Source organism: Pseudogemmobacter faecipullorum, from assembly GCF_020539525.1.
Lineage (GTDB): Bacteria > Pseudomonadota > Alphaproteobacteria > Rhodobacterales > Rhodobacteraceae > Pseudogemmobacter > Pseudogemmobacter faecipullorum.
In genome coordinates this window covers 201,317-216,952 of the sequence record NZ_JACDXX010000003.1, presented here as the reverse complement: position 1 = coordinate 216,952, position 15,636 = coordinate 201,317, and the positions used below count along the sequence as shown (strand labels likewise).

Sequence of the window (15,636 nt, the reverse complement as noted above, 5' to 3'; positions counted from 1 at the left end):
CGCCTCGCGCGTCTCGCTCACAGGCGCCCCCCGGCGCTCAGCGCAGCGAATTCGTCGCTGAAAGCCGCCAGATCCGCCGCGGGCGGCTGCAGACGCTGCGCCAGGGCGGCACGGGCACGCGCCAGAGAGGCCGCGCCCATCTCCCCCGCCGCCGCCGCCACCTGCTGCATCTGCGCGAAATCGCCCTTGCAATGCAGCGCGATATCGCAGCCCGCCGCCAGCGAGGCCCTGGTGCGCTGGCCCAGATCGCCCGACAAAGCCTCCATATTCAGATCATCGGTCATCAGCAGGCCGGCAAAACCGATCTCCTCGCGGATCACCCGGATCATCCCCGGGCTCTGCGTTGCCGGGTTTTGCGCATCATAGGCGCTGAAGATGATATGCGCGGTCATTGCCATCGGCAGCTGGTTCAGCGCCCGGAACGGCGCGAAATCACCGGCCAGCAGCGCCTCGGGCGCGGCTGTGACCACGGGCAGCTCGTGATGGGTATCCATGCCCGAGCGGCCATGGCCCGGCATATGTTTGATCACCGGCAGCACACCGCCGTCGAGATAGCCCCGGGCCACCGCCGCAGCGATCTGCGTCACCAGGCCCGCCTCCTCGCCATAGCAGCGGTTGCGCAGGAAAGGATGGGTTTCGGCCCGGGCAATATCGGCCACCGGGGCGCAATTGCTGTCGATGCCCGATGCGCGCAGCTCGGCCGCGATCAGCCGCGCCTGCAGATACATCGCCCGCGCCGCAAGCGCCGGATCCGCCATGCCCGCGATCAGATCAAAGGGCGGCTGCCATTCGCGCCAGTGCGGCGCGCGCAGACGCTGCACCCGCCCGCCTTCCTGATCGACCAGCACCGGCGCCTCACGCCCCACCGCCGCGCGCAGATCAGCGGTCAGCCGCGACAGCTGCTCCGGGCTCCCGACGTTGCGGGCAAAGAGGATAAAGCCGAAAGGGTCATACTCGCGGAAGAAATCACGCTCGGCCGGCAAAAGCTCTGGCCCGGCGAGACCGAAAATCGCCGCCCCCCGGCCGGTGGCCGGTGCAGCCTCATCTGTCATTGTCATCTTTTCGTCACCGGAATGCAGTTCACCCCCTCGGCCACAGCAGCCGAGCAGAAGCGACGCGCATCATCCTCATTCTCAAATCCATGGCCGCGCAGGCGCCAGAAGGTCATCCCGCCGCTCTCCGCCGCTTCCACTACCATGGCTTTACCCACCATCAAAGGGCCGAGCCTGGCGGCAATTTTCGCCCATTCCGCCCGGGCCAGCTCGGCCGTGTCATAGGCGCCGAACTGCACGAGACGCACCCCGGCGGCAAGGCTGGCCGGATCAATCTCAACCGCAGGGGCAACCGGCGCGGCCGGGGCCGCGCCTTCCGGCCGGGTTCTGGGACGCAGCGAGGCCGCCATGGCCCCGGGCGGCAGATCGGTGGCAAGATCCCCGGCCAGGGCTTCGGGATCCGTGCCGAGCGCCTCCGCCAGGGCGGCGGCGACCGCATCCTCCTGGCTCAGCGCCTCGGCCGGCGGCTCTGGCAGCCGGGGTTCGGCAAGGGAATCCGGCAGGCTGGCAGTGGCATTGGTCAAAGGCTGCAGATCATTGCTGAGACCGGGCACATCCTCGAGCGTCAGCTCGACCGGGGCCGGAGCCAGCACCAGCCGGTCCGAACCAACGGATCCGTCGCGGGCGGCAACATCATTGACCGCTAGCCCCTGATGATCGACCACCGCGCCACCCGGATCCTCGGGCGCAACCCGCATCGGCCCTTCCAGCGCGCGCACCACCGGCACGCCGCGCAGATCACGCACCGCCAGTTCCCAGCCCCACCAGCCAAGGCTGGCGATCAGGGCGACCGAGCCGAAAGCGCCGATCAGATTCATCACCCGCTGGCCACGCGAAACCGGGGGGGGCGGTGCAATATAGGTCTCTGCCCCGGGCTGCGGGGCAGAAGCTGAATATCCTCGGGCGGGATGTTGGCTGTAATCAGCTGCCATGCCTGTCCTCTGCGCCTGCTCGTCTTCGGGCGCGCCAGGGCGCGCCCCTCAGTCTGCAGCCGGCCTGGCGGCTGATTTCTTCAGCGCATTTCTTCAACCGGCGTCACACCAAGGATAGCAAGACCGGCGCAAATAACAACGGTCGTGGCGCGGGCAAGGGCGATTTTCGCCTGTGACACCGCCTTATCCTCCTGGATGAAGCGCAGCTCGGTCTCATCATTGCCACGGTTCCACAGCCCGTGCAGTTCCGATGCCAGCTCATAGAGATAGAAGGCAACCCGGTGCGGCTCATTGTTGCGCGCGGCAATCTCAACCAGGCGCGGCCATTCGGCGATCTTCTTCAGGAGCTGCAGCTCAGCCGGATGGCTGAGCAGGGCATGATCCGAAGCCAGCAGCGCCGCATCCGAAGCCTCAATCCCCGCATCCGCCGCCTTGCGCAGCACCGAATTCACCCGGGCATTGGCATATTGCACATAGAAGACCGGATTGTCTTTCGACTGTTCCAGCACTTTGGCAAAGTCAAAATCCAGCGCCACATCGTTTTTGCGCGTCAGCATGATGAAACGGGTGACATCGGCCCCCGCCTCCTCGACCACGTCGCGCAGAGTGACGAAGGTGCCGGCGCGCTTCGACATTTTGAAGGGCTCGCCGTTCTTATACAGCTTCACCAGCTGGATCAGCTTGATATCGAGCGGCACTTTGCCCCCCGAAAGCGCTGAGACCGCCGCTTTCATCCGTTTGACATAGCCGCTGTGATCGGCGCCAAAAATATCGATCAGCTGATCGAAACCGCGTTTCACCTTATTATAGTGATAGGCGATATCGGGGGCGAAATAGGTCCAGGAGCCATCCGATTTCATCACCGGGCGGTCGACATCATCGCCATGCGCGGTCGAGCGGAACAGGGTCTGTTCGCGCGCTTCCCAGTCTTCCGGCAGCTTGCCCTTCGGCGGCTCGAGCACGCCTTCATAGATCAGCCCGGCGGCGCGAAGTTCGGCAATCGCCGCCTCGATCTCGCCGGTGCCATAAAGCGCCTTTTCCGAGGAATAGACATCCATCCGCACGCCGAGCGCCTGCAGATCCTCGCGGATCATCTGCATCATCTCGGTGGTGGCGAATTCGCGCACATCTGCCAGCCAGACCTCTTCGCCCTGGTTCAGCAGGCTGTCGCCATATTTCTCTTTCAGCTTCTCGCCGACCGGGATCAGGTAATCGCCGGGGTAAAGCCCCTCGCGGATTTCCGGCTCGAGGCCATTGGCCTCGCGGTAGCGCTCAAAGGCCGAACGGGCCAGGACATCCACCTGGGCGCCGCCGTCATTGATGTAATATTCGCGCGTCACATTCCAGCCGGCAAAGGCCAGCAGGTTCGAGAGCGCATCGCCCACCACCGCACCGCGCACATGGCCGACATGCATCGGGCCGGTCGGATTGGCCGAGACAAATTCGATATTGACCTTCTCGCCCGCACCGATCACCGAGCGGCCGAAATTCACCCCCTCGCGCAGGGCGGCGCCGATCAGCCCCTGCCAGACTGCAGGGGCAAGACGCAGGTTGAGAAAGCCCGGCCCTGCCACTTCGGCGGCGGCGATCCGGGGATCTTCGGCGAGTTTTACGGCCAGAGCATCGGCAATCGCGCGCGGCGACTGGCCGGCGGCTTTCGCCAGCACCATCGCGGCATTGGTCGCCATATCGCCATGCGCGGCATCGCGCGGCGGCTCTACCGCCACATTCGAGAAATCGAGACCTTCGGGCAGAAGGCCTTCGCCCTGCATCCGGGCCAGAGCATCGGTCACCACGCCGCGGATATCGGCAAAGAGGTTCATCTGATCAAATCCTGTGCTGATGGCTCTGGTCCTGCCAGAGGCCGCGTCCGGGGTCAAGCGCAGGGCTGGAAGGAACATGGCCCTGGCGGCGGCCGGGCCGCCGCTTTACCGCAATATTCAGCCCGGTTAAGGGCCGGAAACGGCTCAGCTATCGGGTTGCTGATAGACGCCCTGGGCCTTCAGCGCATCCATGACCTCTTTCGGCATATAGGTCTCGTCATGTTTGGCAAGCAGCGTCGTTGCCTCAAAGGTGCCGGCAATCAGCCGCCCGGTGGCGATGGTGCCGGTGTTTTCCTTGAACAGATCGGGGCGCGGATCACGGCCGATATAGCGCACCGGAATCTCGGCCCCGCCATCGGTGACGACGAAATCGAACTGCACGCCTTCGCGGTTGACGATCGAGCCGGGCTTGACCAGGCCGCCGAGACGGAAGGTCTCGGTCTCGGGCGGGGCTTCCGCCAGCACCTCAACGGGCGAGCGGAAGAAATTGATCCCGTCCTGCATCGCATAGGCGACCAGCCCGACCGAGAGTGTCAGCGCAGCAAAGGCCAGGGCCACGATCTGGATCCGGCGTTTCTTCTTCAGACCTTTAAGGCCGGTTCCGGCTCTGCTCTGCATGGCTGTTCCTTATTCCCGCCCGCTCGGGCTCTCGTCACATTCCGGCCTCAGGGGAAGACCGGCGCCATCATCAGACCGGCGGTCTCCTCCAGCCCCAGCAGCAGATTGGCATTCTGCAAAGCCTGGCCGGACGAGCCCTTGGTCAGATTGTCAAGCACCGCCACAACCACCGCACGACCGGCAATCCGGTCGCCGGTCACACCGATATGACAGTAATTAGACCCGGCAATGTCGCGGGTCGAGGGGAGTGCGCCAAAAGGAAGCACCTTCAGGAAACATTCCCCGGCATAGGCCGCGGCAAGGGTCTGATGCACCTGAGCCGGATCGCCCTTCACATAGACCGTCGCGAGAATACCACGGTTCATCGGCAAAAGATGCGGGGTGAACTGCACCCGCACCTCGCGCCCGGCGATTTTCGAGAATTCCTGGTCGAACTCGCCCAGATGGCGATGTTTGCCGCCCGCCGAATAGGCATGGGTGCCGCCCGAAAGCTCGGCATGCAGCAGGTTTTCTTTCAGCGAACGCCCTGCCCCGGACACACCCGCTTTCAGATCGATCAGGATATCATCAAGATCAATCACCCCGGCGGCGATCAGCGGACGCAGCGCATATTGCCCGGTCGCGGCATTACAGCCGGTTCCGGCCACAAGACGCGCCGATTTAATCTCATCGCGGTAGAATTCGGTCAGCCCGTAGACCGCCTCTTTCTGCATCTCAACCGCGGCATGGGGCTGACCATACCATTTCTGATATTCCGCCGGATCGCGCAGCCGGAAATCCGCCGAAAGATCAACGATCTTCAGGGTTTTCGGCAGCTTGCTGATCACTTCCTGGCTGGTCGCATGCGGCAGAGCGCAGAAGCACAGATCAATCTGGCTGAAGTCGATCTCATCGATCTTCACCAGGACCGGCAGATCAAGATGGCGCAGGAAGGGGAAGACATCGGCCATCGCCATACCGGCTTTGCGATCCGCCGACAAAGCGGTGATGGTCAGATCGGGATGGGTGGCGATCAGGCGGACCAGTTCAGCACCGGTATAGCCCGAGGCGCCAAGGATGGCGATGCGATGGGTCATTTTCTCTTCCCCAGAGGCAGACAGAAAGGTTTGGCCCTGCATAAGCCAATGAACCGCTGATGCAAGATCTCTCCGCCGCCGGGCCCACCGTCAGGCCCGTCGCGCGCGGCCTTCCGCTTTTGCAACCCTCCCCGGCGCTTCTGCATCTGTCCCATGCGGTCAGGCGGTCAGAGCCCGGGGACCGGGCTCCAGGGACTGGGGGGCTGGGGCTCGCCCCGGCCTCCGCCCCCTCGCAAGCCGTTCAGCCGACCGGCACCCAGATCACATCCTCGACCCTCGGCGCGGCGGTGGCCAGCATCACCAGCCGGTCAAAGCCAAGCGCACAGCCCGCCGCATCCGGCATCAGCCGCAAAGCGGCAAGGAAATCCTCATCAATCGGATAGTCCTCGCCATAGGTGGCGCGCTTGATCGCCATTTCTTCCTGAAAGCGCAGACGCTGCTCATCGGCATCGGTCAGCTCGCCAAAGCCATTGGCCAGCTCGACGCCGCAGGCATAGACCTCAAAGCGCTCGGCCAGACGTGGATCCCCCGGCACGCGGCGGGCCAGCGCCGCCTCGGCCGCCGGATAAAGGTCGAGCACGGTCAGACGGCCCTGCCCCAGATGCTGCTCGACCCGCTCCGAGAGGATGCGGCTGAACAGATCAGACCAGCTCTCGCCCGCCATATGCGAAATGCCCTGGTGATCCATCTGCGCCGCAAGCGCTGCGGCACTGGTCGCGCCGCGCGCATCCATCGTGGCGGCCAGATCGATCCCGGCATAGCGGGCAAAGGCATCGAGCACCGAAAGCCGCTCGAAGGGCAGCGCCGGATCGCAGCTCAGATCGCCCTTGCGCAGCATGCTGGTTCCGGCGGCCTGAACCGCCAGCTGCGCCCAGGCGGCGATATCCTCCATCAGCCGGGTGTAATCCGCGCCGACCCGGTACCATTCGAGCATGGTGAATTCGGGGCTGTGCCGCTGGCCGCGCTCGCGGTTGCGCCAGACATGGCCCAGCGAGAAAATCCGGGTCTCGCCCGCCGCCAGCAGCCGTTTCATGGCAAATTCCGGCGAGGTATGCAGATACATCTCTCGCGCGGCGCCATCCTCGCCGATCAGAGTGGTGCGAAAGGCATGCAGATGCGCCTCATTGCCGGGGCTGACCTGCAAGGCCGAAGGGTCGACCTCGAGGAAATCCTCAGCCTCAAACCAGCGCCGCAAAGCGCTGGCAATCCGGCCCCGCGCCAGCAGGACCGGGCGACGGTCAGCATGGCGGGATGGATGCCACCAGGGGGTTTCAGAAGCGTTTCTTGTCATCTCAGCCATTCCTGCTGGAAATCCTGCCCTGCTTGCGCTATCTGGCGCGGCAATCGCCAGCGCGATCCCCGCCGGGATCCGCAGCCGGCGCATCCGCTTATCAAAGGATCATCACCCGTGAAAGTCATCGCCTCGTCGCTTCGCAAAGGCAATGTCGTCGAACTGGACGGCAAGCTTTACGTTGTTCTCTCGGCAGAAACCTATCGCCCCGGTAAAGGCACGCCCACCACTTCGGTCGACATGCGCCGCATCTCGGACGGGGTGAAGGTCTCGGAGCGCTGGAAAACCACCGATGGCGTCGAAAAGGCCACCGTGGATGAGCGCGACTATGACTTCCTCTATGAAGACAGCGAAGGCTTCCACTTCATGCAGCCCGAAAGCTATGACCAGGTGGTGGTGACCGCCGATGTCATGGGCGATCTGAAGGTCTATCTGACCGAAGGCATGCGCTGCTACGTCAAGACCTATGAAGGCGCGCCGATCGCCATCGAAGTGCCGCAGAAGATCACCGTCGAGATCGCCGAGACCGAACCGGTGGTCAAAGGCCAGACCGCCTCTTCCTCCTATAAGCCGGCACTGACCACCAGCGGCATCCGCGTCATGGTTCCGGCCCATATCGGCCCGGAAACCCGCATCGTCATGAATACCGATGACAACAGCTATGTTGAGCGCGCCAAGGACTGATCTGTCCGAAGTGCGGCAGTGAAGGATCAGGGCCCGGAGCATGTTCCGGGCCCTTTTGCATCTCACGGGCCGTTCTGAGAGCGGCCCGGCGCCTCGCGACCGGGGAGCAGAGGCGCGCAGCCTGCGGGCCCGGGCGCGGCCAGGGCCTTGCGCCCAGCCACAGGCTTTCACCAGCCACAGGCTTTCGCCGTCGCGGCGCTTGCCGCCTATAGCAAAGACCACCGCGCCAGGGCAGAACAGTAAGACCTGATCATCCTCTGTCCGCGTGAGAAAACCGTGACCTCAGCTTTCCAGCCCCCCGCCTATTGCTGGCCCGATCCGGACCGCGATTACGCCAATGGTGATTTCATCGCGGGGGCCGCGCTCTATCCGCCGCGCTGGCAGGCCGCCGCCCAGGCCTTTCGCGACAGCCTTGGCGCGAGGGCCGAATGTGACCTGAGCTATGGCAGCCATCCGCGTGAGGCCTTTGACCTGTTCCACCCCGAGGGCGAGGCGCGGGGTACGCTTTTGCTGATCCATGGCGGCTGGTGGCTGGCCTTTGGCCGCAAGGACTGGTCGCATCTGGCGGCGGGCGCGCTGGCGCGGGGCTGGCGGGTGGTGATGCCCTCTTATCCGCTCACGCCCGAGGTCCGGATCAGCACCATCACCGAAAGCCTGGCGCGGCTGACCCGCAGCCTGAAAGCCAGCTACACCGGCCCGCTGGTGGCCAGCGGCCATTCGGCGGGCGGCCATCTGGCGGCGCGGCTGGCGACCACTGAATTCGGCTTTAACCTCAGCCGCTGCCTGCCGATCTCGCCACTGGCCGAGCTGGGGCCGGTGCTCGGGCTGAAGGCCAATCAGACGCTCGGCCTGACTGAGGCTGAAGCCGCAGCCGAAAGCCCGGTGCGTCAGCAGCTCTGCCCCGGCACCCGGGCCCATATCCATATCGGCGGGCTGGAGCGGCCCGGCTTCTTCTGGCAGGCGCGGATGCTGGCCGAGACCTGGAACTGCCCCTGGAGCATCGCCGGGGGCAAACATCATTTCGATGTCGTCGATGATCTCTGCGATCCGGATTCTGCGCTGATCAGCGCCCTGCTCGCCGATTAACCAGGCCTGGCGGCGCCGCCCGGGATTTCCCCGGCTGCGGATCTTCCGGCGCCGCGGCTTCAGGCCGGGGGGCAGCGCCCCCTTCTCAGCCTGCCAGATGCAGCTCGGTCCCGGATCCGGCGCAGAGCTCGGCCAGGCGCGGGCTGAGCGGCTGATCGGTAAAGACCGCATCCAGATCGACCAGAGAGGCCAGCCGCGCCGGGGCCGAGCGGCCAAATTTTGAACTGTCGGTGACCAGAAATTTCTGCCGCGCCTGGCGCAGAATGGCCTTGGAGACCCGCACTTCGGCCAGATCGAAATCGAGGATATCGCCATCCTCATCTACCGCCGAACAGCCGATCACTGCGAAATCGACCTTGAACTGCGCCAGAAACTGCGTGGTCAGCTCGCCCACCAGACCAAAATCTGAGCGCCGCAACGTGCCGCCTGCCAGCACCACCTCACAGGTGCTGCTCGCCGCCAGGATATTGGCAACATTCATATTATTGGTGACCACAGTCAGATTGCGATGCTGCAGCAAAGCCTGGGCCACGGCTTCGGTGGTGGTGCCGATATTCAGGATCAGCGAGGAATTATCCGGGATCAGCGCCGCGCAGCTGCGCGCAATCGCCAGCTTCGCCCCCTCATTCATTCCTCGCCGCCGCTCCCAGGCGATATTGCTGACGCCGGTGCGCGCCACCGCGCCGCCATGCACCCGGTCAAGATGCCCTGCCTCGGCCAGTTCGGCCAGATCACGGCGGATGGTCTGCAAGGTCACGTCAAAGCGCACCGCCAGCTCTTCGACCACCACCTTGCCCTCGGCCCGGGCCAGTTCCAATATTTCGCTTTGGCGAAAGCTGAGCGCCATATGCTGGTCTCTCCTGGCCATTTCCCTGACGGGTTTCTTCCGGGGCAAAGCGGCATCGTTTCTGCGCCACCCTGCCCGCTTTTGCCCGGTCCATGCCATGGAATGCGCGCCTTGTCATCGGCAGGTCGCAGCAGAGATTGCGCCGGTCTGTGCCCTGTTTCGCGCCGCAGCCGCAAAGCCGGCGGACTAAGCCCCTGATAAGGCCGGTTCTCTCATTTCGCAGGTGCGGAATATTTCGTTTATTTGCAAAACGAAAAAAAACGAAAATAAATGATTGACCTGCGCGCAGAGATAGCCCAGCCTGAACCTGGGAAAGGAGGGCCAGTGATGCAGGAGAAAATGCAGCCGGAAACGGCAGATCTTTTCATCATTGGCGGCGGCATCAATGGCTGCGGCATTGCCCGTGACGCCGCCGGGCGCGGGCTTTCGGTCATTCTCGCCGAGCAGGATGATCTGGCCCAGGCCACCTCCTCTGCCTCGACCAAGCTGTTTCATGGCGGGCTGCGCTATCTCGAATATTTCGAATTCCGCCTTGTGCGCGAGGCGCTGGCCGAACGCGAGATTCTGCTCAGCGCCATGCCGCATATCGCCTGGCCGATGCGCTTTGTGCTGCCGCTCGATCCGGCGATGCGCTTTGAGGGCGACACGCCGACCTCGCGCCTGCTCGGGCTGTGTATGCCCTGGCTGAAGGGCAGCCGCCCCGCCTGGCTGATCCGGCTGGGGCTGTTTCTCTATGATCATCTCGGCGGGCGCAAAATCCTGCCCGCGACCAGCAGGCTGGATCTGCAGGACGATCCGGCGGGCAAGGCGCTTAAGCCCTATCTGAAAAAGGCCTATGAATATTCCGACTGCTGCGTCCAGGACGCCAGGCTGGTGGTGCTCAATGCCCGCGACGCGGCGGCGAAAGGCGCGCAGATCCTGACCCGGACCCGCGTCACCGGCGCAAGGCGCGCGGCGGATCACTGGGTGATCAGCACCGAAAGCGCTGCAGGCCCGCGCGACTACCGCGCCCGCGCCCTTGTCAATGCCGGCGGCCCCTGGGTGGGCCAGATCATCCGCGACACGCTGCAGATCCCCTCGACCGAAGGGGTGCGCCTGGTGCGCGGCAGCCATATCGTCACGCGGCGGCTCTATGATCACAACCGCAGCTATTTCTTCCAGGGGCCGGACGGGCGCATCTGTTTCGCCATCCCCTATGAAGAGGATTTCACCCTGATCGGCACCACCGACCAGGATCATCAGGGCGCCCCGGGCGAGGCCCGCTGCACCGAGGCCGAGCGCGATTATCTGTGCAGCTTTGCCAGCCGCTATTTCCGCCAGCCGGTCCGCCCGGAGGATGTGGTCTGGAGCTATTCCGGCGTGCGCCCGCTCTATAATGACGGGGCGAAATCCGCGACGGCGGCGACGCGCGAATATGTGCTCTCGCTCGATCAGAACGGCGCGCCTTTGCTCAATGTCTTTGGCGGCAAGATCACCACCTATCGCCGCCTGGCCGAACATGCGCTGGAAAAGCTGCTGCCCTTCTTCCCCGGCGCCCGCGCGCCCTGGACCGCCGGAGCAGCGCTGCCGGGCGGGGATTTCGCCACCGATGGCTACGGCGCCGAGGTCAGCGCGCTGCAGCGTGACTATCCGTTCCTGACGCCGTTTCATGCCAGACGGCTGATCCGCTCCTATGGCACCGAGGCGCGGCAGATCCTGGGCGAGGCCCGCCGGGCCGGAGATCTGGGTCAGGATTTCGGCGCCACGCTGAGCATGGCTGAGCTGCGCTGGCTGATGACGCGCGAATATGCCCGGACCGCCGGGGATGTGATCTGGCGCCGCACAAAACTGGGGCTGCGACTGACGGAGGATGAGGTCGCAGCGCTTGAGACCGCGATGGTGCAGATCCGCGCCGAAGGAGCGACAACAAGCGCGGCCTGAACCGGTCGCGCTCTGGGAGGGATTATGGTTCTGGAACTGAAGGCTGTGGGAAAGAGCGTCGCCGGTCGCCCCCATATCCATCCGACCGATCTGCGGCTGGAGGGCGGCACGATGAATGTGCTGCTCGGCCCGACACTTTCGGGCAAAACCACGCTGATGCGGCTGATGGCCGGTCTCGATCTGCCGACCAGCGGCCGGGTCTTTCATGACGGCGAGGATGTCACCGGGGTAAAAGTGCAAAAGCGTGGCGTGGCCATGGTTTATCAGCAGTTCATCAACTACCCCGGCCTGACGGTCTATGAGAATATCGCCTCGCCTTTGCGTATTCTGGGCCGGCCAAAAGCCGAGATCGACCGCAAGGTGCGCGAAACTGCCGCCATGCTGCGGCTCGAGCCGATGCTGCAGCGCAGGCCGCTGGAGCTCTCGGGCGGGCAGCAGCAGCGCTGTGCCCTGGCGCGCGCTCTGGTCAAAGGCGCAGGTCTGGTGCTGCTTGATGAGCCGCTGGCCAATCTCGACTATAAACTCCGCGAAGAGCTGCGCGCCGAAATCCCAAAGATATTCGAAGCTTCCGGCGCGATCTTCGTCTATGCAACCACCGAGCCGGAAGAGGCTCTGCTGCTGGGCGGCAATACCGCAACCCTCTGCGAGGGCCGGATCACTCAATTCGGCCCCACCGCCGAAGTCTATCGCCATCCGGTTGACGCCACCACCGCCCGGGTGTTCTCGGATCCGCCGATGAATTTCATGGCGCTGGAGAAACAGGGCGATCAGATCCGGCTCGGCAGCGCCGTGGCCACCCGGGCGACCGCGCCGATGGCAGGCTTGCCCGATGGCAGATATCTCGCAGGTTTCCGCGCCAACCATATGGCTTTGCAGAAACATTCGCCCGGCGCCGCGCCATTTTCCGCGCGGGTTGAGGTGACCGAGATCACCGGATCGGAAACCTTCATCCATCTCAGCCATGGCGAGGAGCGCTGGGTCGGTCTGGTCGGCGGCATCCACTCTCTGGCACGCGACACCAGCCTGCCGGTCTGGATCGATCCGGCGCATCTCTATGTCTTCACCCCCGAGGGTGCCATGGTGGCCCCGGCCGGCTATACGCTTGCCAGCAGCGAGAGGATCGCCTGATATGGCAATGATAACGCTGGAAAATCTTGCACATTCCTATCACCAGAATCCAACGGGTGACGCGGATTACGCGCTCAAGCAGATGACCCATATCTGGCAGGATGGCGGCGCCTATGCGCTGCTCGGGGCCTCGGGCTGCGGCAAGACCACGCTGCTCAATATCATTTCGGGCCTTGTCACCCCCTCGCATGGCCGGGTGCTGTTTGGCGACCGCGATGTCACCAGGGCCGATACGGCTGATCGCAATATCGCCCAGGTGTTCCAGTTCCCGGTGGTCTATGACACGATGACCGTGGCCGAAAACCTGGCTTTCCCGCTGCGAAACCGTGGCAAGGACGCAGGCTATATCACGGATCGCGTTCAGAAAATCGGTCAGATGATCGGCATGGAGCATATGCTGAAACGCAAGGCACGCGGGCTGACTGCCGATGCCAAGCAAAAGATCTCGCTCGGCCGGGGCATGGTGCGCGAGGATGTCAATGCCATCTTGTTTGACGAGCCGCTGACGGTGATCGATCCGCATATGAAATGGGAGCTGCGCACCCAGCTCAAACAGCTGCACCGCCAGTTCGGCCATACCATGATCTATGTCACCCATGACCAGACCGAGGCGCTGACCTTTGCCGATAAGGTGGTGGTCATGCATGAGGGCCGGGTGGTGCAGATGGGCACGCCGGAAGAGCTGTTCGAGACCCCGGCCCATACCTTTGTCGGCTATTTCATCGGCTCGCCGGGGATGAACCTTTTCCCGGCCGAGGTGCGCGGCAATCAGGCCCGGATCGGCGATCAGAGCCTGGAGCTTGGCGCCGATTATGGCATTCCCCCGGGCCGGCTGCAGATCGGCATCCGGCCCGAATATGTCCGCCTCGCGCCCGAGGGCCTGGCGCTCAGCGTCACCCGGGTTGAGGATATCGGCCGCCACCGCATTCTGCGCGGTCAGGTCGCGGGCCATCCGGTCAATGCCATTTTGCATGAGGGCGAAGCCCTGCCCGATCAGCCGAAGCTGCGCTTCGAGCCGGGCCGGATCAATGTCTATGCCGATGACTGGCGCCTCGCGCCGACAGGAGTTTAAGCGATGGAAAACCCCTGGAATAATAAGGCCTGGTTCCTCGTTCTCCCGGTTCTGGTGCTGGTCGCCATCTCGGCGGTGATCCCGCTGATGACGGTGGTGAACTATGCTTTCAACGATACGTTCGGCAATAACCAGTTCTTCTGGGCCGGGCTGGAATGGTTTGACGAGATGATCCATTCCGAGCGCCTGCATGGCGCTTTGGGGCGGCAGGTGATGTTCTCGGCGATCATCCTGGCGATCGAGGTGCCTCTGGGCGTGTTCATCGCGCTGAATATGCCGAAAAACAAAGGCTTCTGGTCCTCGCTCTGCCTTGTGCTGATGGCTTTGCCGCTGCTGATCCCCTTTAACGTGGTCGGCACGATCTGGCAGATCTTTGGCCGGGTCGATATCGGCCTGCTGGGCCGTGGCCTTGCCGCGATTGGCATTGATTACAATTATGTCGCCGATCCGCTCGATGCCTGGATCACCGTCATCGTGATGGATGTCTGGCACTGGACCTCGCTGGTGGCGCTTTTGTGCTTTGCCGGGCTGCAATCGATCCCCCAGGCCTATTATCAGGCCGCGAAGATCGACCAGGCCAGCCGCTGGGCGGTGTTTCGCTATATCGAGCTGCCCAAGATGAAGGGCGTGCTGCTGATCGCGGTGCTTTTGCGCTTCATGGACAGTTTCATGATCTATACCGAGCCCTTCGTCGTCACCGGCGGTGGCCCGGGCAATGCGACCACTTTCCTGTCAATCGATCTGGCGAAAATGGCCACTGGACAATTCGATCTCGGGCCCGCTGCCGCCTTCTCGCTGATGTATTTCCTGGTGATCCTGCTGATCTCCTGGGTGTTCTACACTGTCATGACCAGTCTCGACCGCGATGAGGTGAAATGATGCGGATGAAATCCTCGGCGGTCGTGATGACCCTTTACCTTCTGTTCCTGCTGGTGCCGATCTACTGGCTGCTGAATATGAGCCTGAAGACCAATGCCGAGATCACCGGCAGCTTCTCGCTCTGGCCGCGCGATCTGACCCTGCGCAATTATGCGACCATTCTCGGCGATCCGAGCTGGTATATGGGCTATGTGAATTCGCTGATCTATGTGGTGATGAATACGGTGATCTCGATCGCCGTGGCTCTGCCCGCCGCCTATGCTTTCTCGCGCTACCGTTTTCTGGGCGATAAGCATCTGTTCTTCTGGCTGCTGACCAACCGGATGGCACCGCCTGCGGTTTTCGCCCTGCCCTTCTTCCAGCTCTATTCGGCGATGAATCTGATCGATACCCATATTGCGGTGGCTTTGGCGCATTGCCTGTTCAATGTGCCGCTGGCGGTCTGGATCCTTGAGGGCTTCATGCGCGGCGTGCCGAAAGAGATCGACGAGACCGCCTATATCGACGGCTATTCCTTCCCGCGCTTCTTCCTGCGCATCTTCATGCCGCTGATTGCCAATGGCATCGGGGTCGCCGCCTTCTTCTGCTTCATGTTCTCCTGGGTCGAGCTGCTTTTGTCGCGCACCCTGACCACCACTGATGCCAAGCCGATTGCCGCGATCATGACCCGCACCGTCTCGGCCTCGGGCATGGACTGGGGCGTGCTGGCGGCGGCCGGGATGCTGACCCTGATCCCCGGCGCGCTGGTGATCTGGTTTGTGCGCAATCACATCGCCAAGGGCTTTGCCCTCGGGCGGGTCTGAGGGGGCCGGATATGACGCAGAAAAACTTTATCCTGTCGGGGGCTGGTTTTGCCGCTCTTATGCTGGCGCTGCTGGCATTGCTGTGGAGCATGGTGCCGCAAAAAGACGGCGCGGCCAATATCTATGGCCAGCTGAGCGATGGCAACTGGATGGCCTGGACCTTCCCGGTCGCTTTGTTCTTCTGGTGCATTGCCGCGCTTCTGATCACCATGACGCTGCTGGCGCTGCGCTTTCCCGAGACCCCGCGCCGGGGTTTGCTGCGGATCGAGACCACCCGCGGCGACCGCCTGTTCATCAGCCTGCTCGGCTCGGCCTTTATCGCGCTGATCTGGCTGTTCTTTGCCGGTCCCCCGGTCTGGGGGGCCCTCATCCTCTGTCTCATCTGGGCCGCCGTGGTTTTTGCCTGGGTCTGAACAGCACGAAAC

Annotated in this window: 15 protein-coding genes; 8 read left to right on the top strand and 7 right to left on the bottom strand. The window is 63.5% G+C overall.

The genetic code is table 11. The features are described from left to right. Positions 1 to 17: 17 nt before the first annotated feature. The 6 genes from H0485_RS04635 to epmA form a co-directional block, all read right to left on the bottom strand. On the bottom strand, positions 18 to 1,058 hold the full coding sequence (locus H0485_RS04635) for a glycoside hydrolase family 3 N-terminal domain-containing protein (RefSeq protein ID WP_226934191.1): 1,041 nt from the start codon (positions 1,056 to 1,058) through the stop codon (positions 18 to 20). Continuing rightward, entirely contained in the window at positions 1,055 to 1,870 is an 816-nt protein-coding gene (locus tag H0485_RS04630; protein WP_226934190.1) for an SPOR domain-containing protein, read from the bottom strand. Before H0485_RS04630 ends, H0485_RS04635 begins: the two co-directional genes overlap by 4 nt. Before the next feature lie 194 nt (positions 1,871 to 2,064). Then, positions 2,065 to 3,807, bottom strand: a complete 1,743-nt coding sequence (gene argS, locus H0485_RS04625) for an arginine--tRNA ligase (protein ID WP_226934189.1) — start codon at positions 3,805 to 3,807, stop codon at positions 2,065 to 2,067. Between the two features lie 144 nt (positions 3,808 to 3,951). Then, the gene (gene ccmE, locus H0485_RS04620; RefSeq protein ID WP_226934188.1) at positions 3,952 to 4,425 is read right to left on the bottom strand and encodes a cytochrome c maturation protein CcmE; all 474 of its coding nucleotides are present in this window, start codon (positions 4,423 to 4,425) and stop codon (positions 3,952 to 3,954) included. 47 nt (positions 4,426 to 4,472) lie between these two features. Then, positions 4,473 to 5,501 carry an N-acetyl-gamma-glutamyl-phosphate reductase gene (gene argC / locus H0485_RS04615; RefSeq protein WP_226934187.1) on the bottom strand — a complete coding sequence of 343 codons (1,029 nt, stop codon included), beginning with the start codon at positions 5,499 to 5,501 and terminating at the stop codon, positions 4,473 to 4,475. Positions 5,502 to 5,742: 241 nt separating this feature from the next. Beyond that, on the bottom strand, positions 5,743 to 6,792 hold the full coding sequence (gene epmA, locus H0485_RS04610) for an EF-P lysine aminoacylase EpmA (RefSeq protein ID WP_226934186.1): 1,050 nt from the start codon (positions 6,790 to 6,792) through the stop codon (positions 5,743 to 5,745). Between the two features lie 117 nt (positions 6,793 to 6,909). Here epmA and efp point away from each other — a divergent pair, with 117 nt between their 5' ends. Both efp and H0485_RS04600 read left to right on the top strand, forming a co-directional pair. Further along, positions 6,910 to 7,476 (top strand): elongation factor P, encoded by a 567-nt coding sequence (gene efp / locus H0485_RS04605; protein WP_226934185.1) that lies wholly within the window; start codon positions 6,910 to 6,912, stop codon positions 7,474 to 7,476. A 276-nt stretch (positions 7,477 to 7,752) separates the two neighbouring features. Then, complete coding sequence (locus H0485_RS04600; RefSeq protein WP_226934184.1) at positions 7,753 to 8,562, top strand: alpha/beta hydrolase; 810 nt, start codon at positions 7,753 to 7,755, stop codon at positions 8,560 to 8,562. Positions 8,563 to 8,647: 85 nt separating this feature from the next. Here the strand turns inward: H0485_RS04600 and H0485_RS04595 are convergent, their stop codons facing one another. Next, a complete protein-coding gene (locus H0485_RS04595; protein WP_226934183.1) occupies positions 8,648 to 9,409 on the bottom strand; it encodes a DeoR/GlpR family DNA-binding transcription regulator in 762 nt (253 codons plus the stop codon). A 327-nt stretch (positions 9,410 to 9,736) separates the two neighbouring features. Between H0485_RS04595 and glpD the strand changes: the two genes are divergently transcribed. Genes glpD through H0485_RS04565 form a run of 6 tightly spaced genes read left to right on the top strand, consistent with a single transcriptional unit; the run spans position 9,737 to position 15,624 of the window. Beyond that, positions 9,737 to 11,329 carry a glycerol-3-phosphate dehydrogenase gene (glpD, locus tag H0485_RS04590; protein ID WP_226934182.1) on the top strand — a complete coding sequence of 531 codons (1,593 nt, stop codon included), beginning with the start codon at positions 9,737 to 9,739 and terminating at the stop codon, positions 11,327 to 11,329. Between the two features lie 24 nt (positions 11,330 to 11,353). Further along, positions 11,354 to 12,457, top strand: coding sequence for an ABC transporter ATP-binding protein (locus H0485_RS04585; protein ID WP_226934181.1), 1,104 nt, complete (start codon positions 11,354 to 11,356; stop codon positions 12,455 to 12,457). A gap of 1 nt (position 12,458) precedes the next feature. Beyond that, entirely contained in the window at positions 12,459 to 13,529 is a 1,071-nt protein-coding gene (locus H0485_RS04580; protein WP_226934180.1) for an ABC transporter ATP-binding protein, read from the top strand. Between the two features lie 3 nt (positions 13,530 to 13,532). Then, a complete protein-coding gene (locus H0485_RS04575; protein ID WP_226934179.1) occupies positions 13,533 to 14,408 on the top strand; it encodes a carbohydrate ABC transporter permease in 876 nt (291 codons plus the stop codon). Then, positions 14,408 to 15,211 (top strand): carbohydrate ABC transporter permease, encoded by an 804-nt coding sequence (locus H0485_RS04570; protein ID WP_226934303.1) that lies wholly within the window; start codon positions 14,408 to 14,410, stop codon positions 15,209 to 15,211. Before H0485_RS04575 ends, H0485_RS04570 begins: the two co-directional genes overlap by 1 nt. A gap of 11 nt (positions 15,212 to 15,222) precedes the next feature. Then, entirely contained in the window at positions 15,223 to 15,624 is a 402-nt protein-coding gene (locus H0485_RS04565) for a DUF2160 domain-containing protein (RefSeq protein ID WP_226934178.1), read from the top strand. The last annotated feature ends 12 nt before the right edge of the window (positions 15,625 to 15,636 follow it).